Genomic DNA, 19,758 nt, shown 5'->3' with positions numbered 1-19,758 from the left:
GGGGTTGGCCGGTGGTGCGGTGTGGGGTGGAATCGCGGGAATTCTCAAGGCGCGCACCGGGGCCCACGAGGTCATCTCGACGATCATGGGTAATTACGTTGCCTTGTACGCATTGACCTGGCTGTTGACGACCAAGCCACTGCAGCGCCCGGGTAGGCACGAGCCGATCAGTCCGGTGGTCGACGCGAGCGCCCAACTGCCCCGGTTCGGCGGCACCCGACTGCATCTCGGTCTGCTGGTAGCGATCCTCGCGGCGATCCTGGTGTGGTGGTTGCTGTCCCGCTCGACATTGGGATTCTCGTTGCGGGCCGTGGGCGCGAACCCGGACGCCGCGCGCACTGCCGGAATCGGGGTCGGCCGCGCCTATGTGCTGGCCATGGTGATCGCCGGAGCGCTGGCCGGATTGGCAGGGGCCCAACAGGTACTCGGCACGGATCTGCCGTTGACCAACGGGATCGCGGGATCGCTCGGCTTCGACGGCATCACCGTCGCCCTGCTCGGTCGCGGTAATCCACTCGGAACCGTCTGCGCCGCACTGCTGTTCGGCGCGCTGAACGCGGGAGGTAACGAGATGCAGGCCGCCACAGGAACTCCGCTCACACTGGTGACGGTGCTCCAAGCCGTCATCGTCATCCTGGTGGCGGCGCCCGCGCTGGTGCGCACGGTATTCCGAATCCGCGCCGAGCGCGCCGAGGCCGTACTGGCGAAGGGGTGGAACTGATGACGGCGGAATCGGGCGGCGTCGGCGATGCCGAGCGGGCGCGAGCTGCCGGAGACGGAACGAATTCGCCGCGCGGCGGAGAATCCGGGCCGGTCGGCGCTCGCGGAGGGGCCGCGGATCCTGAGCGCCGGGGAAGTATCGGGCGTGCAGGCGATTCCGAGGACATCGTGGGCCCCGGCCGAGCCGGAGATAGTACGGGCCAGGACCATGCCGGACATTCGGAGCGAGCTGCTACCGAGAATGGCCTGCGCGCGGGGAGTGCCGCGGTGATCTCGAGCGGAACCCCGGTGGCGGCCGCTCGCGGGCTGGAATCGCCCGAACTGCGACGTCGGCGACTACGGTTGGGGGCCTTGCTCGCGGTGCTGGCGATCATAGCGGTCGCGTTGGCTTCGATTACCGGGCATGGGGACGTGGCGTTCGGCTTGGCGGCACCGGGCGGATCCGGGCCGGGCCCGGTGCGTTTGCCCGCAGCGCCGACCGCGGTGGTGCTGGCGATCATCGCGGTAATCATTGCGGCAGTGCATCTTCGGCGCGGGCTGGGGCGGTGGTCCGGCCTGCTGTTCACCGTATTCGGCATCGCGTTCGTGGTGACATTCATCTGCTGGGCGGCTGCGGGAAAGACGTTCCCGCTCACCAATCAGATCCAGGGGACCCTCGCACTCTCGACGCCCCTGATCCTGGGCGCCCTGGCCGGTGTGCTGTGCGAACGCGCGGGCGTGATCAATATCGCGATCGAGGGTCAGCTGCTCGCCGGGGCGTTCGCCGCGGCCGTCGTGGCGACCGTCAGCGGCAGCTTCCTGGTCGGCGCGGTGGCCGCGATCGTGGCGGGGATATTCGTCGCCTGGCTGCTGGCGGTGTTCTCGATCCGCTATCTGGTGAACCAGATCGTGCTCGGCGTGGTACTCGTCGTCTTCGCTACGGGCATCACGGGATACCTGTTCGATCAGTTGATCGCCCTGCCCGACGGCTCGGCGCGGTTCAACAATCCGGGCGTTCTGCAGCCGATCGCGGTGCCGGTGCTGTCCTCGATTCCGATCCTCGGCCCGACCGTCTTCGATCAGACCGCGCTGGTGTACACGATGGTGGTGCTGGTCGCGGTGATCACCGTGGCGCTGTACCGCACGCGCTGGGGTCTGCGGATGCGGGCGGTCGGCGAACATCCCCGCGCCGCGGCGACGGTCGGCATCGGCGTCCTGCGCATCCGCTACGAGGCAGTGCTGCTCGGGGGCGCCGTCGCCGGGCTCGGCGGCGCCTATTTCACGATCGGATCGACCGGCGGATTCGTCAAGGAAATGTCGGCCGGAAACGGATTCATCGCCCTCGCGGCGGTGATCATGGGCCGCTGGCACCCGATCGGAGCCACCTGCGCGGCGCTGTTTTTCGGATTCACCAAGGCCCTCGAGGGCCAGTTGCAGGTACTGGCGACACCAATCCCCACCGAGGTACTGCAAATGACGCCGTACCTGCTGACCGTAATCGCAGTCGCCGGCGCGGTCGGCCAGGTCCGTCCGCCCCGCGCCGACGGTGAACCCTACGTCCCGTAGAGCACGTTGCCGGCCGATCACCTGGTGAATTCTCGCAGGTTCTTCCATGTATCGAACGGGTAGATCACTGCCGGTATCGCAGTGGTCCTTCGCGCTGCCTGCCATGCGAGGGTATGGATGAGCGTCAGTCGTGCGTGATCTCGATCGTCGGTTTCATCGCGGGGAATTTGTCCGGGTAACGATCGGTTTTCCGTTAGGGGACGTAGACGTTGGTCGCGTAGCGGCCGTTCGGTGAGTCCGAGATCACATCGCTCGAATGGGAGGAACTCTCCGCTTCTGTTAGGGTTCTAAACGGAGATTAACTCCGTTTCTACTTCCGGGGAGGAAACGCACCCCATGGCGCGTATGAAAACTCGCCCTCATTACAACGTCGTATTCGCCGTGCTGCTGCTCGGAATCGCCGCATACGCGCTGCTCCAGTCGCTGATCGTGCCGGTGTTCACCCTGCTGATCCCGGCGCTGCACACCACGCAGGCCACCGCCACCTGGCTGATGACCGCCTATCTGCTGTCCGCCTCGGTGGCCACGCCGATCCTGGGCCGGATCGGGGACAAGGTCGGCAAGGAGCGCATGCTGGTCCTCACGCTCGTCGCGCTGACGGTCGGCTCGCTGATCGCGGCGCTGACCGAATCGGTCGGCGTGATGATCCTGGCCCGCGTGATCCAGGGCCTCGGCGGCGGCGTGATCCCGCTGGCGTTCGGCATCATCCGCGACGAGTTCCCCGCCAAGAAGCTGAACGGCGCGGTGGGCATCGCGTCCTCGCTGCTGGCCGTCGGCTCCGGAATCGGGCTGGTGCTGGCCGGTCCGATCGTCCAGCACCTGAACCTGCACTGGCTGTTCTGGGTGCCGATGATCATGACCGCGATCACCGCGGTGGCCGCGGTGCTGTTCGTGCCCGAGTCACCGGTGCGCAGTCCGGGCCGAATCAATTGGGTCGCAGCGTTTCTGCTGTCCGCGTGGCTGGTTGCGCTGCTGCTGGCGGTGAGCCAGGGTCCGTCCTGGGGCTGGGCCTCGGGCCGCACGCTGGGCCTGTTCGCGGCGGCGGTGGTGTGCGCGATCGCCTGGGTGGTGGTCGAATTGCGTTCGAAGACACCGCTGATCGATATGCGCACCATGCGCATCCCGGCGGTGTGGACGACAAATGTGGCCGCCGTGCTCATGGGCATGAGCATGTACGCGATGATGACCTTCCTGCCGCAGCTGCTCCAAACACCCAGGGCCCTGGCCGGATACGGACTGAGCGCCAGCATCACCCGGTCCGGTCTGTACATGCTGCCGCTGGCGGTGGCGATGTTCGCGATCGGCTTCCTGATCGGCCCGCTGGCCGCGCGGATCGGCCCCAAGTGGATCGTGCTGATCGGCGGCGTGCTGTCGGTCCCCGCCTTCGCCCTACTGGCGGCCGGCCACGATCACGGCTGGGAGATCTACATCGCGGCCGGGCTGCTGGGCATCGGCATCGGCATGGCGTTCTCGGCGATGCCCGCGATCATCGTCGGGGCCGTGCCGCCCGCACAGACCGGCGCGGCCACCGGAATGAACGCCAATGTGCGTACCGTCGGCGGCGCGATCGGCAGCGCGATTTCCTCGGTGATCCTGACCTCGGGTACGCATACCGCACACGGATTCCCGTCGAATTCGGGCTATACCAACGTGTTCTGGTTCCTCACCGGTGTCGCCGCACTGACCGCGCTCGCGTCGGTGTTCATCCCGTCCGGTCGGGGACGCAAGCAGCCGATCATGGAGGTCATAGCCGAGGAATACGTGCCGATCACGGCGAATCCACTGCCGGAGCGGGAACTCGCGCTGGTCGGGAGCAATGGATCGGGCCGGTACGCGGCCGGCGGTCTCGCCGGGGGCACCGGACGGTCGAACGGTTCGGATTCGGCTGCGGTGCGGTCCACCGAATCGGTTGCGTCGGTGTCGAAATCGTCCTCCTCGTCGGTCCCGGACGCGATCGAGGGGCTGGTGCGCCGCGAGAGCGGCCTGCCGGTGGCCGATGCCGCGCTCACGCTGATCGACCCACGCGGACACCAGGTTTCCCGCTCGCGTGGCGGTGTGGACGGCGCCTTCCGGATCGATGTCCCGGCGCCGGGCAGCTATGTGCTGATCGCCTCGGCCCCCGCGCACGAGCCGGTCGCGGTCACCGTGATCGTCGGCGCCCGGGCGCAGCGGCTGGAACTGACATTGCCGAGTTCCGGCGAGCTGTCGGGCACCGTGCGGCGCACCGACGGAACACCGGTCGACGGGGCGACCGTCACCGTGACGACCATGCGCGGTGATGTCGTCGACGCGGCGGTCACCAACCCCGACGGCGAATTCGTCTGCCGCGGAGTCGCTCCCGGCACCCACACCATCGTCGCCGTGGCCGAGCGCATGCGCCCGTCCGCGAACACCGTGACCGTCCCCGACGGCGGCGTACTGCGCCACGACATCGAGCTGGACCCCTCGGCCACCCTCGTCGGCGCGGTGCACGCCGCGGGCCGCGTGGTCCCCGACGCCCAGGTGACGGTCCTGGACGAGACCGGCGACCACATCGCCACCGCCCGCACCGACGACCAGGGCCACTACCTCGTGTCCGACCTGCCCGAGGGCCGCTACGCGGTCGTCACCCGCGGCTACCCCTCGGTGAGCAGCCGAGTTCGGGTCATCGGCGGTGAGGTTGTCCACGATGTGAACCTCGGCTATGACGAGGTGACCCCCCTGCCCGTCCGCTAGCACCGCACGACGGTCGACTCCTGCTGTGCCACAGCAGGAGTCGACCATGTCGATCTCCCGGAACACCGCTGCGGGCCGTACATGACAGGCCGGAACCGCGGAGAACCGGAATTCCGGACCGGAAACCTGTCGCCGAGCTTCTGATCAGCATGTTCGTCCCCGGATATCCGGTAGTTCGTTGTTGTCCGGTTCGGATGTGAAATCTCATGGTGCCCATGGGAGTCGCCGGTGTACCGGGAATCAACCTTGGGGAGAGGGTGAACATCGTGTCTGACGAGCTGATCGCGAGTGGTGATCCGGCCGAGATCGAGGAACTGCGGGCGGTGGTGAACGGATTGCGCTCGGTCATAGCCGGTGCGCCGGCGGAGGATCCGGAGCGTGCGCTCTGCCTGCACGACCTGGGCTACCTGCTGTCCGTCCTGGCCTGCCGCACCGGCGATATCGGGATGCTGCGGGAATCGATACTGGTCGATCGGGACGCACTGGCCGCCGCCGGCGACCTGCCCGAGGACCATCGAATGCATCTGAGCGCGCGGATCAACCATCGCTATGCGCTGGCGTTGTTGTTCGAATGCACCGACGACACCGGTGATCTGACGGAATTGACACGGGCCGACCGGGCCATGATCGCGGCCGTCGCGAGCGACAACCCGAATCGTGCGGAGCTCCTGTGTCTTTCGTGGTCCGATCTGGCCCAGCTCGCCGGGCGTGTGGACGAAACCGAACTGGTGAACGAGGTCGCCGAGATCGCCCGTCAGGCGGTGGCGGCGCTCGCGCTCGACGACCCCGACCGTCCGGCGGCACTGGCCGACCTCGTCGACACCCTGCTGGCCGTATTCGAGCGATCCGGAGACGCCGACCTGCTCGCCGAGGCTGTGCGGATCGGCCGCGACGGCGTGCGCCCGCTGCCCGGCGACGATCCGGTCCATTCACTGTTTCCGGGCCTGACCTGGCATGCGATAGAGCCGGCCGAGCAATGCCGAATATGAAGCGCGGCTGTGTGTCTCACTCCGCGAATTTCACCTGTGGCGTGTTCCGGGACGACTAACCTGTTTGCGTGGCAACCGAATTTGCCGATGATGGGGACGACGTCAATGGCACGGCGCGAAGTGAATTCGCGGACAAGCTGTCCGAGCTGTTCGAGGCGGCGGGCAACCCGACCCTCGAACAGGTGGTGCGCACCACCCGAGCGCGGTGGCGCAGCGCGCGCAGGCTGCCCACGATCCAGCGGGTCAGCGATTGGCGGTCCGGGCGCAATGTGCCCGCACGGTTCGCGTCGCTGGAACCGGTGCTGGCGACGCTGATTTCCCTCACCCGTCAGAGGAAGGCCACCGTTCCGGCCGGTCTGCTGAATACGGCGATGTGGCAAAGGCTTTGGCGGAAGGCCGTGAACGAGTCGGGTTCCGATCCCGTCGTCGGCCGCGCGCCGCAGGACACCGATCGCCCCCTGGTCACCGATACGCTGCCCCGCGATGTGGATACCTTGATCGGCCGCGACGACGAACTGCGGCGCATCCTCGACGTCGCTGGTCCGACGCGGGAGATATCCATCCACACCATCGACGGAATGCCCGGAATCGGCAAAACCGCGCTGGCCATCCGTGCCGCCCATCGGTTCGCCGATCAGTTTCCGGACGGGCGTCTGTTCGTCAGCCTGCATGCCCACACCGCCGGCCATCCCGCCGCAAGGCCCACCGACGTACTGGCAGGACTGCTCACCGATCTGGGGGTTGATCCTCGCAATATTCCGGACAGCCTGGAGAATCGGCGCAATATGTGGCGAGATCGTCTGGCGGACAAGCGAATTCTGCTCATACTCGACGATGCCGCCGACCATGCCCAGGTCGAGCCGCTGCTGCCGAACGGGCCGCGGTGTCTCACGCTGATCACCAGTCGCCGGCGCCTGCTCGCCCTCGACGGATCCCAGCCCTTCCCGCTGGACACCCTGGACGGGGACAAGGCCGCCGAGTTGTTCTGCACGCTGGCCCGCCGGGCGCCCGGCGACGGCGAACGCCCGGCGATACAGGACATCGTCCGGTTGTGCGGGTATCTGCCGCTGGCGATCGTGTTGCTCGCCGGCCGGCTGGCGCACCACACCAGATGGACCATCGCGGAGATGGGCGCCGAGCTGGCCACGACACAGGACCGGCTGGGCGAGCTGGAGGCCGGCGAACGGGCCGTGCGGGCCGCATTCACCATGTCCTACAACGACTTACCGCCGGACCGGCAGCGGTTGTTCCGGCGCATCAGCCTGCACCCGGGCCCCGAAATCGACCGATATGCGGCCGCGGTGCTGGGCGACGTCACCCCGGCCCGGGCTCGGCGCGACCTCGAGGCTCTGTTCCTGGACCACCTGCTCGACGAACCCGTCGGTGGCCGCTATCGAATGCATGACCTGCTGCGCGAATACGGCCTGGACCTGGTCGCCGAGGACCCGGCCGAGGATCTCCGCGATGCGGTCGATCGGTTGCTGGAGCACTATCAGCAGATCGCGGGCGCCGCCGACCGGTTCGTGACCGTGGGGCCACGCCCGCACACACCGGATGATGATCCGGAACCTGCTGTCGCACCGTACTTTTCGGATCGCGCGGGTGCGATGGCCTGGTTACGGTCCGAGCGCGCCAACCTCCTGGCCTGCCTAGAATATGCTGCGGCCCACCGTCGTCCGGCGCGGATGGTCGGCCTGACCAGCATCCTGTCGGGGCTGCTTCGTCTGGATGGTCCGTGGCCGTTGGCGATCCGGCTGCATCGCCGCGCGGCCTCCGTCGCCGAACACACCGGTGATCCGCTCGCCGCCGCCGACGCACTCGACGATCTGGCCATGGTGCGATATGCGGCCGGGGACTATCCGGGCACCGCCGACCTGGTCCGGCAGGCGCTGATGACATACCGGGCGATCGGTGACCGGGGCGGACAGGCACACGCACTGAGCAACCTGGGGCGCTTGGGTTTCGCGACGGGAGATTATCCGGCCGCTGCCGATCTGGTCCGGCAGGCATTGGCGATCTACCGCGACAGCGGCGATCGGCTCGGCGAAGCCTACGCCCTGAGCGGTCTGAGCGTGGTGCGCTACGCGACCGGGGACTATCCGGGCACCGACGCGTTGGTCCGGGAGGCGCTGGCGATCTTCCGGCAGACCGGTGATCGGCTCGGTGAGGCCTACGCACTGGATGAGCTGGGCGTGGTGCGCTATGCGATGGGCGACTATCCGGGTGCGACCGCGGCCGAGGAACAGGCACTGGAGATCTACCGCCGGGACGGTGACCGTTTCGGAGAAGCATACGCGCTCAACGATCTTGCGTCCGTGCGGTTCGCCACCGGCGACTACGCGGGCGCCGGCGATCTGACGCGGCGGGCGTTGGCGATCTACCAGGACGTCGGTGACCGAGTGAACGAGGCCTACGCGCTCAACACTCTCGGTTCGGTGCGCTACGCGACCGGGAATACCGCGGGCGCCGCCGGGCAGTTGGAACACGCGCTGGCGATATTCCAGGAGATCGGCGACCGCGTCGGTCAGGCGTATATGCACGGCGGCCTCGGCCTGGTGCGGTATTCCACCGGGGACTATGGCGCCGCGGCGGGGGAGATGCGACGGGAACTGGCGATATTTCAAGAGATCGGCGACCGGGTCGGGCAGGGATACACACTGCTCATGGTCGGCCTGGTGCGATACGCGTCCGGTGAATATCCGGTGGCGGACGATCTCATGTGCCAGGCGCTGGTGGTATTCCAGGAGATCGGTGACCGGGTGGGGCAGGCGTATGCGCTCAGCGGGCTCGGCAGGCTGCGCTACGCCACCGACGCCATGTCCGACGGAATCGCGGATCTGGAACGGGCACTGGATATCTTTCGGGAGACCGGTGACCGAATCGGGGAGGCCTACACGCTCGGCAGCCTGGGGCGGCTTCGATTCGTCGCGGGCGATGCGGCGGGCGCCGACAGCCTGGTGCGACGGGCGATGGATATCTTCCAGGAGACCGGTGACCGTTTGGGGTGTGCATTCAGTCTCGGCGGACTGGCAATGCTCCGGTACACCGAGGGCGATTACGCGCAAGCCACGGTCCACGCGCAGGAGGCCACGACGATATTCAGCGATATCGGTGACCGTCTGGGCGAAGCCTGCAGTTTTGTCCTGCTGGGATTGCTGCGCTATCGGGCCGGTGATTATCCGGGCGCGATCGAGATGGTCGAGCGAGCGCCGGCGATCTTCCGTGATATCGGTGAACGTCTCGGTGAGGCATACGCTTTCGTCGGTCTCGGGCTGGCGCACTACAAGACCGGCGACTATTCCGGCGCCGCCGATCTGGCGAGTGCGGGGCTCGCGCTGTTTCGTGAGCTCGGCGATCAGCCCGGCCGGGCCGAGATGATCGACCGGATCAATGAGCTGTGGGAGGAGTCGTCGGTCGAGCCGCACAATGCTGTGGTCGCCTACATCGACGCGCTCCGGCTGATCCGCGATATCCATATTCGGTGGAAGAAACGCCGGGTGTGGCGAGATCTACCCGTGCCCGATACGGCCTCGAGTCGGCGATTCAGCTGAGTTGCGGTTGTGCGCGGAGTTCTCTGGGCATGGTGCGCGCCTCGGCGGCGCCGAGTTCGGAGTAGATGTCCATCGCCTGGCGCAGCAGGGTTTCCGCCGCGGGCCCGTGGTCGAATCGCGCACAGCAGCGAGCGATGCCCTCCAGCGCCCGGGCCTCTTCTATGCGGTTGCGAATCCGCCGCGCCGACCCCAGCGCCCGTTCGAAGATCGACAGCGCCTGCTCCCAGTCGCCGATCTCGGCGGTTACCGCGGCTATGCGGTTGTACGTCTCGGTTTCCCCTGGACTGGAATGAATGTTCTGAAAGATCGTCAGGGCCTCGCGTAGCAGATCCATCGCCGCATCCTGTCGTCCCTGCAGGTGCCGCATCCAGCCCAGGTGTCCCAATGCCTCGGCTCGGCCGGTTTCGATGCCGATATCCTCGTAGATCGCCATTGCTTAACGAATCGACGAGTCGGCGGCCGAATAGTCGCCCAGGCACATTTGCGCCCTTCCGAGATTGTTCAGTGCGGAAGGGATCCCGGATCTATTGCCGATGCTCTCGTACAGGGTGAGCGCCTCCTGGAACTCCGCTGTGGCAGCAGAATATTCTCCGGTCAGTAAATTGATCAGGCCAACACTGTTGCGACTCAATGCCTCGCCGGATCGGTTGCCGAGTTCCATCCAGATGTGCTGCGCTCGAAGCCCGAGTGTCCTGGCCCTGCTCCAGCACCCCGCCAGAAATGCCATCCAGCCTTCGGCGGCCAGAGCGAACGCTTCGTCGGATCGGCGGCCGCAGCCGTTGTAGTACGCCCTCGCTCGTCGTATCTGGTCGGTCGCGGTCGCCCAATCGCCTCGAGTGCAGTACACCCAGGCCAGATTGACCCTGGCGGAGGCCTCCCCGCGACGATTGTCGTGCAATTGATGGATAGCCAACGCTTGGCGCAGCAGATCGATTGCCGTGAGTTCCTCACCGACCGCGTGATGAATCCAGCCCAGAATGCTGAGGGTGGCGCCCTCCCGCGCTCGATCTCCCGTATCCCGGTACCACGCGAGTATCTGCCGCTGTGTCGCCAATGCCGCCGAGTCCTCGCCAGCCATGAGATAGGCGAACACCAGGGTGCGCAGAGCGGCAAGCCGCATCGGCGGCGCCATATCGGGGTCGCGGTCCAGTTGCCGCTGTAGCAGACCGGCGGCGACGGCATGTCCATCCGGCAAGTAGCCGGCCGGACTGAAATCCTTGAATGTCATTGCCTCGGTGACGGTTTGGACGGCGTGGGCGGCGACACGATCGCGCCGGGCGAAGATGCCCAGCTGCCAAGGCCCGTTGAGCCGGAGTTCGACGGTGAGTGCCGCGGTCAGCGCGATCACGTGGCGCACCTGATTCCGGGACGCCGCATAGTCCAAGCAGGCCAAGATATTAGGTCGTTCCCTGCCCATCCAGGCCAGCGCTTCGGCCTGCGTGGAATGGATCGGCACGGCAGGTCCGCTGGTATCGGGTTCCTGACGCACGGCAGAACCGGAGTACAGCGCGCTGTGTGAGGCGTGCGCGTAATAATCGAGCAGCCGGTCCAGCGCACGATCCCGATCATCGACGGAGTCTTGCGCGGCAAGCGATCCGGCGAATTCCCGTACCAAGTCGTGCGAACGGTACCGACCCGGTGCGGTTTCCTCGATCAGATGATCCAGGTACAGCGCCTCCAGACCACGCCGCGCCTCGGCGACCGGGATCGCGTCCAGCGCCGCGGCGGCGTGCGCGTCCACCTCCGATCCAGGGTGCAGTCCCAGTCTCCGGAACAGTTGCTGCCGGTCGGGCGGCAGGGAGAGGTACGAGGTCATGAATGCCGCACGCACCGCACGCTGCCCGGCCTCCAACTCCGCGAGGCGGTCGTGGGTGCTCGCCAGCTCCTCGGCGAATCCCGTGACCGTCCACGTGGGGTGATGTACGAGCCGGGCCGCGAGCAGCACGATCGCCAGCGGCAGATTTCCGCACAGCCGTACGATTTTCGCCACCGCCGCCACATCGTCGCCGGTCGGGGACAACCGCCCCACCCTGCAGAAGAGTTCCGCCGCACCGGCGGGGTCCAGCGTGGCCAGTTCCAGCGGCACGGCGCCGTCGAGATCCGCCAGGCGACGCCGTCCGGTGATCAGGGTCAGACAACCGGATCCGCCCGGCAGCAGCGGCTCGATCTGGGCACGGTCGAGCGCGTCGTCGAGAACCAGCAGGATGCGTCTGCCGTTGACACGATCGCGCCACAGATCACGCCGACCGTCCAGGGTGACAGGGATATGGCCGGGATCGATACCGATATCGGTAAGTAGTGTGGCCAGCACGTCGAACGGATCGGCGGGTACCAGATCCGGCGCGTGCGCGTTGAGCTCCACGAAGTACCGGCCGTCGGGAAACCGATCGGCCAGCAGATGCGCGGCCCGCGTGACCAGGGCGGTTTTGCCGACACCGGCCATGCCGTCGATGGCGTGGACCGAGACGATCCGCCCGGAGTCGGCCGCCTCGACGATTCGCCGCACTTCGGCGGCACGGCCGACGAAGGTGGGAAGATCTCGCCACAGACTCGAACCCACCCGTGGCCGTGGATGTTCCGTTGCATATCGACTCGGCGCGGGCTTCGTCACGGCCGGGATGCTGCCTTCGACCCGGGCCGCCCGCCACAAACGGTGCCACGCGGACCGATCCCGCAGGACGGCCCGCATCGACGCGGTCCCGTCCGCCATCGACAGCAGGGTGATCAGTACCGGCTCGAACGCTTCGAACTTCCCCGGCACGTTGCGCCCTGAGCGCCAATCGCAGAGGCGCTGCAACGACATTCGCCCCTGCACACCATTGCCCCGCGCAGCGCGCATCCGCGTCTCGGTGGCCGACACCACCTGGCTGAGGGTGGGATATCCGGCGGCCTTGAACAGCTCTACCAGTCGATCAGCGAATTGCTCACGTGCAGAACGCAATTTATCGTCCCCGCGAGACCATGATGAGGTCACAGCGTCAGATTACCCGGTCATCGGACTTCTTTATTGCTTCCTGACGCTGTAAATCCCTGAGAATGTCAAAGTTTACGAACTGTAGGTTTGTTTTGTCCCCCTTCCGTTCGTGATCGCCTGCGTGAAATGTCGCCTTTGGTGGAATTGTGTTCGGTGTGGCGGTGCCGGATCGGCGAAAGTGCGCGGCAACGGGATTCGACCGAAATGCTGATTCGGGCAAATAACCCGCATGGGCGGAGCTCACCCTCGATGCGGTATGGATGCTGAAAGATTGCCGTCTCGCCGTATCTGTGCCCCTAAGCTTGAGCCCATGTCCGAAGTGCGGGTAGAGCAGCCGGATACGCGCCCCGGCGCCGGAAAACACGAAAAGGTTGCCAGGTGGCGTCTGGTGTGGGCGCGGATGCGGAAGTCTCCGTTCCTGCCCGCCACTGTGCTGGTGTTCATCCTGGCCATCGCCGCCGGGCTGTTCGCCGGCTCGTACACCTACAGCATGGCCAATCCCACACCGCACCGAATTCCGGTGGCGCTCATCGGCTCGGGCGACGCCGCGCCCGGCGCGGCGTTCCTGGCCGGGCTCGATACGGCGCTGAACGGGGCCTTACACGTCGACCGGTACGCCGATCGAGGGGCCGCACTCGACGCTGTCGAGGCGCAACAGGTGTTCGGCATCGTGGATGTGACCAGGCCCGACCGGATCGTTTTCGACGTGTCCGGCGCCTCCGGCTCCACCGTGGCGCAGGTACTTACGGAGTCGGCGACGGCAGTGGGACACAAGATCGGGACGCCGGTCGTGGTGACCGACATCAAGCCGCTGCAGAAGGGTGATCCACGCGGTCTGACGCTTTTCTACATCACGCTGGCGGCGGTGATCATCGGCATGGTCGGCGCGATCCAGCTCAGCGTGCACGCGCGAGCGCTGAATCCGGCCGAACGGATCGCGTTCATCGCCGCGAGCGCGCTGACCGGGTCCTTCGTCATCGCGGCCGTGGTCGATTGGTGGCTGGGCGCGCTGCGACTGCCGTTCGTGCACTCCTGGCTGATCCTGGCGTTGACGATGTTCACCACCGGGATGATCTTCACGATGTTCAACACCCTGTTCGGGCGCTGGGCGATGATCCCGACCTGGGCCCTGCTGGTGCTGCTGGGCAATCCGTCCTCCGGCGGGGCGGTGTCGTGGCCGCTGCTGCCCTCCCCACTGGGAATCATCGGCCGGTGGCTGCCGCCCGGTGCGTCGGTGAACGCCCAGCACACGGCGGTGTACTTCGGCGGTCACCAGCACGTGTTCCCCTACCTGGTGCTGGCGGCCTGGGCGCTGGTGGCGTGCGTGGTGTTCTGGGTGTGGCGCGACCGTCATCCCGGCGGACGGTACAAGGACGACGGCGTTACCGGCCGGTGAGGCCGTCCGCGAACTCGGCCAGCAATCGATGGAAGGTCTCGCGCTTCGCCGGTTCGAGCGCTGCCAGGGCGTTGTCGATGACGGCCTCGGCCTGCGGCGTGACCGCGGCGAGCGTGCGATGGCCCGCCGCGGTCACGTGGTTGTCCACGATGCGGCCGCGACCCGTGCTGCGGTCGACCAGCCCCCGATCCTGCAGTCGCTGTAACAGTCCGCTGAGTGTCTGCGGGGTGTGGAAGGTGGCTCTGGCCAGCTCGGAGGCCGAGGCGCCCGGCTGGTCCGCCACCTCGCGCAGTACCGCCCACAGGCCCAGATTGAGGTCGTGCGGGCGCAAAACCTCGTCGATGCGCTGCGCGAGCACGTGCTGCGCGCGTTTGAGCGTCAGGCCGAAGTCGACCGCCGAGGACAGATTCCGGTCGCTGTTCATCGCCACGGCGTCATGCTAGGCAGGGGTTCCGCGCGATCACCACTGCGGGTCGAGCACGAACAACGGGATCTGCCTGTCGGTCTTCTCCCGGTATTCGGTGTACGACGGGTACGCCCGCACCGCACGCTCCCACCACTGTGCCCGCTCGGCGCCCTCGACCTCCCGCGCGCGGTAGACCTTGCTCACCGTCCCGTCCTGCAGTGAGAACTCCGGGTGCGCCTTGATGTTGTAGTACCACGTGGGGTGCCCGGGAGCGCCCTGCTTGGAGGCGATGACCGCGTACCGGCCCTCGTGCTCCACCCGCATCACCGGGGTATACCGAAGCGCGCCACTTTTCGCGCCGCGCAGCGTCAACAGCACGATCGGCGAGCCGAGTATCTCGATGCCCGCCGTCGTGCCGGTCTCCAGGATCCGCTTCGTCTGGTCACGCGCGTGTTCCGAGGGACTGAACTCGACGGTTTCTCGCGCTGTCCCCGCAGGGAAGGTCGCCGGGTACGGCTCGCCGAAGGCGGCGGAGCGGCTGACCTCCGCCCAGTCGGTCGCCTCCTGGATCTGCCGCCGCGAGTAGTCGAGTGACATTTCGACGGCGTTCACGCCCAGCAGCAGGTGAGTGGGCAGCGTGCCGCGCTGAACGGCCTGGACGACGATCGCCGCAGCCCGTGCCGGATCGCCGGCTGGGGCCGGGCCGCCGCCGCGGGTTAGCATCGCGCCGACCGTGGCCTCGTACTGTGCGGGAATGTCGTGGATCGTCATCGAGGCGCCGGTGGCGTCGGTGGTGAAGTAGCTCGGTTCGACCGTGAGGACCGAGATGCCGAAGGGGGCGGTCTCGGCCGCGAGCGCCCGGCTGAAACCGTCGATGGCGAACTTGGCGGCCTGATAGCTCGCGATACCCGGGATCCCGCCGACCCGTCCGCGCGCGGACGAGAACTGCACTATGACGCCGCCGCCCTGGGCGCGCAACTGCGGGATCACCGCCTTGGAGACGTTGTAGACGCCCCAGAAGTTGGTCTCGAACTGGCTGCGGAAGTCCAGATCGTCGCCCGTTTCGATCGGCGCGACGTTCAGGTACCCGGCGTTGTTGACCACGACGTCCAGCCTGCCGAAGTGCGCGATGGCCTCCTGCACCGCAGCACGGACCGCCGCTGGATCCGTCACGTCGAGAGCGCACGCGAGCACCCGTTCACCATGGGATTCGACGAATTCCGCGAGCTGCTCGGGACGGCGTGCCGTCGCGACGACGCGATCACCCGCCTCGAGCGCGGCCCGGACCAGCGCGCGACCGAGGCCGCGTGAAGAACCCGTGATGAACCATGTTTGTCGCATGTCGGTCCCTGCCTCTCGGCGGTGGTTGAAGCCGCCTTTGTTATTGAAGCTACCTTAGCTAATGAAGGCACCTTCAATATAGCTCGCACCACGCGGCTTCGCCGAACGAACAGTCGACGATCACAGCACCGGCGACGTCGGCGCCCGAGTCGTCGGACCGCACGCGGTAAGCCCGCTGCGCATCAGGGCCGCTTGATATATGGCAGAGTCCGCGTCGCGGTAGAGTTCGGGGTCCGGGAGTAGCGCATGGACGTGGCCGAGATTCGGGAGTTGCGAATGGCTTTGGGCGAGAAGGCATCGATGTCGTCGACGCGTACCCGCACGATCGGTATCCAGGTGCGTGCCGACTTCGAGGATCTGGCGATGTTGCGCGCCGTCGCCGAAACCGTCGCGCTGCTGGCGGATTTCGGTATCGACGAGGTGACCGATATCCGGCTCGCGCTGGAGGAGGTCGCGACCGCCCTGATCCAGGACGCGGTGCCGGATACCGAACTGGACTGCACGATCGGCTACAACGGCACGGGGGTCCAGATCCGGGTATCGGTCCTGACCGTGTCCGGCGAGGGGCCCGATCAGCGCGGCATCGGCTGGCACATCGTGTCCACACTGACCGATTCGCTCACCATCACGGTGGATCCCCACGACGCCGCGCTCGGCGGCTGCCGCACGACCGTCGAATTCCGATGGACAGGCAGCGATCGGTGACCGGTGGGGTGTCCCGTACACCGGGTGACGCCGACGGTGGATACGACAACATCGAGCCGCTGTTCGCCGAACTGGCGGCGCTTGCTCCGGATGATCCGAGGCGGCAGCGACTGCGCGAGGAGATCATCTCCCGCTGTCTGCCCGTGGCCGAGCACATCGCGCGCAAGTTCACCGGTCGCGGCGAGAATTTCGAGGACCTGGTACAGATCGCCAGGGTCGGCCTGGTCGCCGCGGTGGACCGGTTCGATCCCGACTACGGCGCCACCTTCCTCGGCTATGCGGTGCCGACCATCATGGGCGAGGTGCGGCGGTACTTCCGCGATCACAGCTGGTCGGTGCGAGTTCCACGGCGGCTCAAGGAGATTCACATCAAGCTGGGCCCGGCGACCGAGGCGCTGACCCAGCGTCTGGGCCGTGTGCCCAAGGCCCGGGAGATCGCCGAGGAACTCGAGGTCGATCTCGCGGAGGTGACGCAGGCGCTGATCGCCCGCAACGGCTACCAGGCCTCCTCGCTAGACGGCGGCGCCGAGACCGAGGACGGTTCGAGCGACACGTTCGCCGTGCTGAACACCCTGGGCGCCGAGGAACCGCAGTTCAATCTCATCGACGACTATCTGGCCGTCGCGCCGCTGCTGGCCGCGTTACCCGAGCGGGAGCGGCAGGTGCTCATCATGCGGTTCTACGGTTCGATGTCCCAGCAGCAGATCGCCCAACAACTCGGGTGCTCGCAGATGCAGGTATCGCGAATGCTGACCAAGACCTTGCGAATGCTGCGTCAGCAGGCCCTCGAGGACTGATCGGGTCGACCGGCGGCATACCGATGCGAGGCCGGGGGCGGATACTGGTGTGATGATCGGTGGTAAACAGCTCGACCCGCACTTCGCGACGGCGCTCGGCAGCGTGATCGGGAACGATTCGTGCTCCAACGCGGGCGAGTTCTGGTACTCACTTGCCGACCGGCGGTGGACGTGGTCCGACGAATTGGCGCGGATGTTCGGTTACGAGCCCGGCGCCGTCGAGCCGACCACCGAACTGCTCGTGTCCCATCAGCATCCTGACGACCGGCCCGATATCGAGGCGCTGCTCAACAGGCTCGTGGAGTCCGGCGAGCCGTTCTGCAGCAGGCATCGGATCATCGATACCGCCGGGACGGTGCGCGAGGTGATCGTCATCGGCGATTACGAGACCAACGACGAGGGCGCCGTCACCGGCACGTCCGGATACTACGTCGACCTCACCGACGCCCTCGAACAAGAGCGCAACGAGGCCCTCAACGACGCGTTACCCGAGGTGATCGCCACCCGGGCGGCGATCGAGCAGGCCAAGGGCATGCTCGTGCTGGTCTACAACCTGAACTCCGAACAGGCCTTCGCGGTACTGAAATGGCGTTCCCAGCACACCAACACCAAGCTGCGCGATCTGGCCGCGCAGTTGCTCGATGACGCGAAACAACTGGATTCCAACGGCGTCGGTTTGCGCACGAGATTCGATCACGTGCTGCTGACCGCGCACGAACGAATCTCGCCGGCGGAAGGCTAGCCGGCCTACGTCCGGATACGCGCTCGCATCGTCACGACCGTGCCCGCGTCTCCGGTCGTCATGGTGGTGTCGGGGAACAGGGCCCGGATGATCGCTATCCCGCGTCCCCGTGTCGAATCCGGTTCGGTTTCCGGCGGCTTCCACCGGCCGTGGTCGGTGATGACGATATGCAACTCGTCACCGCGCAGCTCGTCGCTCTCGACGCGTGCGGTCAGCGAGATGAGGCGGCCATCGCCGCGGTGCCCGTGCTCGACGGCGTTGGTGCAAGCCTCGTTGACGGCCAGCAGTACATCGGAGGCTCGGGTGTCGTCCATCGCGCACTGCTCGAGCCATGCGTCCAGCGCATGGCGGATGTCGGCAAGTTGATCGGCCACAGCCGGAAAGTTCAATTCCAGTGTGGTCGGGTGCCTCGCCGGCCGATTCATCTCGAGCACGCGATCAACGACACCACACGTATTACCTCCTGCTCGGCAGCCCGCTTGATCTTGCATATCCCTGTTTCGCGTCGACGAAACAAAACCGTCGGGGCCGGACGGTTTCACCGCCCGGCCCCGGATCCCGCGGACCGCGGTGTGCGGTCACTTCGGCACGGTCGCCACCTGCGCCTGCCACATCCAGTGCAATTGCTCGAGTCGCGCGGCGATCTCGATGAGCATGTCCTGCGTGACGAGATCGGCCTTCTCGGTAGCGTCGATCCGGCTGCGCAGTCGTGCGATCACCGCGGCCAGGTTCTTGACGATCGCCTCGATGACGGCCGAATCGGCCTGCCAGCCGTCCCCGAAACCGGCCGCTGACGACTGCTGGGCCACCGTCGACGCGCGGCCGTCCGGACTGACCCCGATCGCGGTGGCTCGCTCGGCGACACTGTCGGTGAATTCCCTTGCGGCGGTGACGAGCTCGTCGAGCGCCAAGTGAACGGACCGGAAATTCGGCCCGATGACGTTCCAGTGCGCCTGCTTGGCGATCAGTGACAGATCGATGAGATCCACCACGGTGCCGCGCAGGGCGTCCCCCGCGATCCGCTGTTGTTCCTCGTCGAGGGTGCTCGTGATCGGCTCCGCCATCTCGTATACCTCCTGTTCGATCGACAATGCGTGCGTCGCGTTATTGGTCGTGCTCGTGACCGGCTTGGCGCGCCCGGGCGATTTCCGCCTCCAGACGGGCCTTTTCGGCTTCGGCGTCCTTCTGCGCGGCGGTGCGCTGGGCCTGGGCCTTGTCCTGTTGCGCGTGTCCTGCGGCTTTGAGGTCCTCGTCTTCGGTGATGACCCCGGCGACCTCCTTGGCCTTGCCTTTCACATCATCGACGACACCCTCGACCGCATCGCGCGGACTGTCAGCATGTTGAGACACAATTATCTCCAGTGGTGGGGTACTTCGACGGGCATCTCGGCCTGAACCCGCACTGTGGCCATACCCGAGTATTCGGCGTCCAATCGTGCCCATTCGTGTTCTGCGCCACCGTGCCCCGCCCAACTTTCCCGGGTGTTTGACGTCCGGACCCTCGGGTATTGCCCGGTCCGTCCCACCGGCGAGATCACGCCGATGCGATGTGAGTGAAAGGAATGGCGATGACCACGTTGTTATTGGCGATGCAATCGCACCCGGAAGCCGCGGGCTTCATTTTGCGGGGAGTCAAGGGAATCTTCGTTGCCATCGGCAGTATTCTGGCGGCTCTCATCTGCGGCGGAATAGCGGCGGCGAAAGGAAGAAACCCGTTGGGTTGGGGGATACTCGGCCTATTTTTCAGCATCCTGACCTTGATCGTAGTGATCGTCATACCGCGGAAGAAATCCTGACGATATCCACGAAATACCGGCCGACCGGTTCCGGGCAAATATTGTCACCGATAAGTTCCAGCTGGTCGGGTATGCCATGCC

At 66.5% G+C, this 19,758-nt stretch carries 16 protein-coding genes and 2 pseudogenes; 10 read left to right on the top strand and 8 right to left on the bottom strand.

All coding sequences use genetic code 11. The annotated features are described in order from the left end of the window. From JZ791_RS29960 to JZ791_RS29940, 5 genes are all read left to right on the top strand, one after another. Positions 1-721: ABC transporter permease (locus JZ791_RS29960; protein WP_216898843.1), on the top strand; the 721-nt coding region annotated here is incomplete at its 5' end. 266 nt (positions 722-987) lie between these two features. Next, the gene (locus JZ791_RS29955; protein ID WP_216898842.1) at positions 988-2,265 is read left to right on the top strand and encodes an ABC transporter permease; all 1,278 of its coding nucleotides are present in this window, start codon (positions 988-990) and stop codon (positions 2,263-2,265) included. A 336-nt stretch (positions 2,266-2,601) separates the two neighbouring features. Further along, on the top strand, positions 2,602-4,980 hold the full coding sequence (locus tag JZ791_RS29950; RefSeq protein ID WP_216898840.1) for an MFS transporter: 2,379 nt from the start codon (positions 2,602-2,604) through the stop codon (positions 4,978-4,980). Between the two features lie 266 nt (positions 4,981-5,246). Beyond that, positions 5,247-5,969, top strand: a complete 723-nt coding sequence (locus tag JZ791_RS29945; RefSeq protein WP_216898838.1) for a hypothetical protein — start codon at positions 5,247-5,249, stop codon at positions 5,967-5,969. Positions 5,970-6,037: 68 nt separating this feature from the next. Next, positions 6,038-9,520, top strand: coding sequence for a tetratricopeptide repeat protein (locus JZ791_RS29940; RefSeq protein ID WP_216898836.1), 3,483 nt, complete (start codon positions 6,038-6,040; stop codon positions 9,518-9,520). Here the strand turns inward: JZ791_RS29940 and JZ791_RS29935 are convergent. Both JZ791_RS29935 and JZ791_RS29930 read right to left on the bottom strand, forming a co-directional pair. Then, positions 9,513-9,953, bottom strand: a complete 441-nt coding sequence (locus JZ791_RS29935; RefSeq protein WP_216898834.1) for a tetratricopeptide repeat protein — start codon at positions 9,951-9,953, stop codon at positions 9,513-9,515. The genes JZ791_RS29940 and JZ791_RS29935 overlap by 8 nt on opposite strands. 3 nt (positions 9,954-9,956) lie before the next feature. Beyond that, positions 9,957-12,461: an ATP-binding protein gene (locus JZ791_RS29930; protein ID WP_216898832.1), complete on the bottom strand. Its 2,505-nt coding sequence runs from the start codon at positions 12,459-12,461 to the stop codon at positions 9,957-9,959. 343 nt (positions 12,462-12,804) lie between these two features. Between JZ791_RS29930 and JZ791_RS29925 the strand changes: the two genes are divergently transcribed. Further along, positions 12,805-13,890: an ABC-2 transporter permease gene (locus tag JZ791_RS29925; RefSeq protein WP_254206564.1), complete on the top strand. Its 1,086-nt coding sequence runs from the start codon at positions 12,805-12,807 to the stop codon at positions 13,888-13,890. On the opposite strand, the gene JZ791_RS29920 is transcribed toward JZ791_RS29925, so the two are convergent. The 3 genes and pseudogenes from JZ791_RS29920 to JZ791_RS29915 form a co-directional block, all read right to left on the bottom strand. Next, on the bottom strand, positions 13,877-14,314 hold the full coding sequence (locus JZ791_RS29920; protein WP_254206575.1) for a MarR family winged helix-turn-helix transcriptional regulator: 438 nt from the start codon (positions 14,312-14,314) through the stop codon (positions 13,877-13,879). The two genes, JZ791_RS29925 and JZ791_RS29920, sit on opposite strands and share 14 nt — an antisense overlap. A 36-nt stretch (positions 14,315-14,350) precedes the next feature. Then, positions 14,351-14,776 (bottom strand): annotated as a pseudogene (locus tag JZ791_RS45365) (nitroreductase family deazaflavin-dependent oxidoreductase); the annotation flags it as partial. Between the two features lie 270 nt (positions 14,777-15,046). Then, positions 15,047-15,637 (bottom strand): annotated as a pseudogene (locus JZ791_RS29915) (SDR family NAD(P)-dependent oxidoreductase); the annotation flags it as partial. 246 nt (positions 15,638-15,883) lie between these two features. Here JZ791_RS29915 and JZ791_RS29910 point away from each other — a divergent pair. From JZ791_RS29910 to JZ791_RS29900, 3 genes are read left to right on the top strand one after another with little or no spacing between them, the layout of a single operon-like run. Next, positions 15,884-16,342 carry an ATP-binding protein gene (locus JZ791_RS29910; protein WP_254206562.1) on the top strand — a complete coding sequence of 153 codons (459 nt, stop codon included), beginning with the start codon at positions 15,884-15,886 and terminating at the stop codon, positions 16,340-16,342. Then, the gene (locus tag JZ791_RS29905; RefSeq protein WP_216898829.1) at positions 16,321-17,139 is read left to right on the top strand and encodes an RNA polymerase sigma factor SigF; all 819 of its coding nucleotides are present in this window, start codon (positions 16,321-16,323) and stop codon (positions 17,137-17,139) included. The genes JZ791_RS29910 and JZ791_RS29905 overlap by 22 nt, the downstream gene beginning before the upstream one ends. Positions 17,140-17,191: 52 nt before the next feature. Next, positions 17,192-17,881 carry a PAS and ANTAR domain-containing protein gene (locus tag JZ791_RS29900; protein ID WP_216898827.1) on the top strand — a complete coding sequence of 230 codons (690 nt, stop codon included), beginning with the start codon at positions 17,192-17,194 and terminating at the stop codon, positions 17,879-17,881. A gap of 5 nt (positions 17,882-17,886) precedes the next feature. Here the strand turns inward: JZ791_RS29900 and JZ791_RS29895 are convergent, their stop codons facing one another. From JZ791_RS29895 to mbp1, 3 genes are all read right to left on the bottom strand, one after another. Next, entirely contained in the window at positions 17,887-18,255 is a 369-nt protein-coding gene (locus JZ791_RS29895) for an ATP-binding protein (RefSeq protein ID WP_216898826.1), read from the bottom strand. A 204-nt stretch (positions 18,256-18,459) separates the two neighbouring features. Then, a complete protein-coding gene (locus tag JZ791_RS29890) occupies positions 18,460-18,945 on the bottom strand; it encodes a Dps family protein (RefSeq protein WP_216898825.1) in 486 nt (161 codons plus the stop codon). Positions 18,946-18,985: 40 nt separating this feature from the next. Further along, positions 18,986-19,231: a microaggregate-binding protein 1 gene (mbp1, locus tag JZ791_RS29885; RefSeq protein WP_216898824.1), complete on the bottom strand. Its 246-nt coding sequence runs from the start codon at positions 19,229-19,231 to the stop codon at positions 18,986-18,988. Positions 19,232-19,449: 218 nt separating this feature from the next. Between mbp1 and JZ791_RS29880 the strand changes: the two genes are divergently transcribed. Next, positions 19,450-19,677, top strand: coding sequence for a deoxyribodipyrimidine photolyase (locus JZ791_RS29880; protein WP_216898823.1), 228 nt, complete (start codon positions 19,450-19,452; stop codon positions 19,675-19,677). Positions 19,678-19,758: the final 81 nt, after the last annotated feature.

It is taken from the genome of Nocardia alni (assembly GCF_019038435.1).
Taxonomy (GTDB): domain Bacteria; phylum Actinomycetota; class Actinomycetes; order Mycobacteriales; family Mycobacteriaceae; genus Nocardia; species Nocardia alni.
This window is presented reverse-complemented; position numbering and strand designations above follow the sequence as displayed.

Excerpts from the sequence above, each read along its gene's own strand:
- JZ791_RS29925 (WP_254206564.1), top strand. The coding sequence starts at position 12,805 with ATGTCCGAAGTGCGGGTAGAGCAGCCGGATACGCGCCCCGGCGCCGGA.
- JZ791_RS29910 (WP_254206562.1), top strand. The coding sequence starts at position 15,884 with ATGGACGTGGCCGAGATTCGGGAGTTGCGAATGGCTTTGGGCGAGAAG.
- JZ791_RS29950 (WP_216898840.1), top strand. The coding sequence starts at position 2,602 with ATGGCGCGTATGAAAACTCGCCCTCATTACAACGTCGTATTCGCCGTG.
- JZ791_RS29890 (WP_216898825.1), bottom strand. The coding sequence starts at position 18,945 with ATGGCGGAGCCGATCACGAGCACCCTCGACGAGGAACAACAGCGGATC.
- JZ791_RS29900 (WP_216898827.1), top strand. The coding sequence starts at position 17,192 with ATGATCGGTGGTAAACAGCTCGACCCGCACTTCGCGACGGCGCTCGGC.
- JZ791_RS29880 (WP_216898823.1), top strand. The coding sequence starts at position 19,450 with ATGACCACGTTGTTATTGGCGATGCAATCGCACCCGGAAGCCGCGGGC.
- JZ791_RS29920 (WP_254206575.1), bottom strand. The coding sequence starts at position 14,314 with ATGAACAGCGACCGGAATCTGTCCTCGGCGGTCGACTTCGGCCTGACG.
- JZ791_RS29905 (WP_216898829.1), top strand. The coding sequence starts at position 16,321 with ATGGACAGGCAGCGATCGGTGACCGGTGGGGTGTCCCGTACACCGGGT.
- JZ791_RS29935 (WP_216898834.1), bottom strand. The coding sequence starts at position 9,953 with ATGGCGATCTACGAGGATATCGGCATCGAAACCGGCCGAGCCGAGGCA.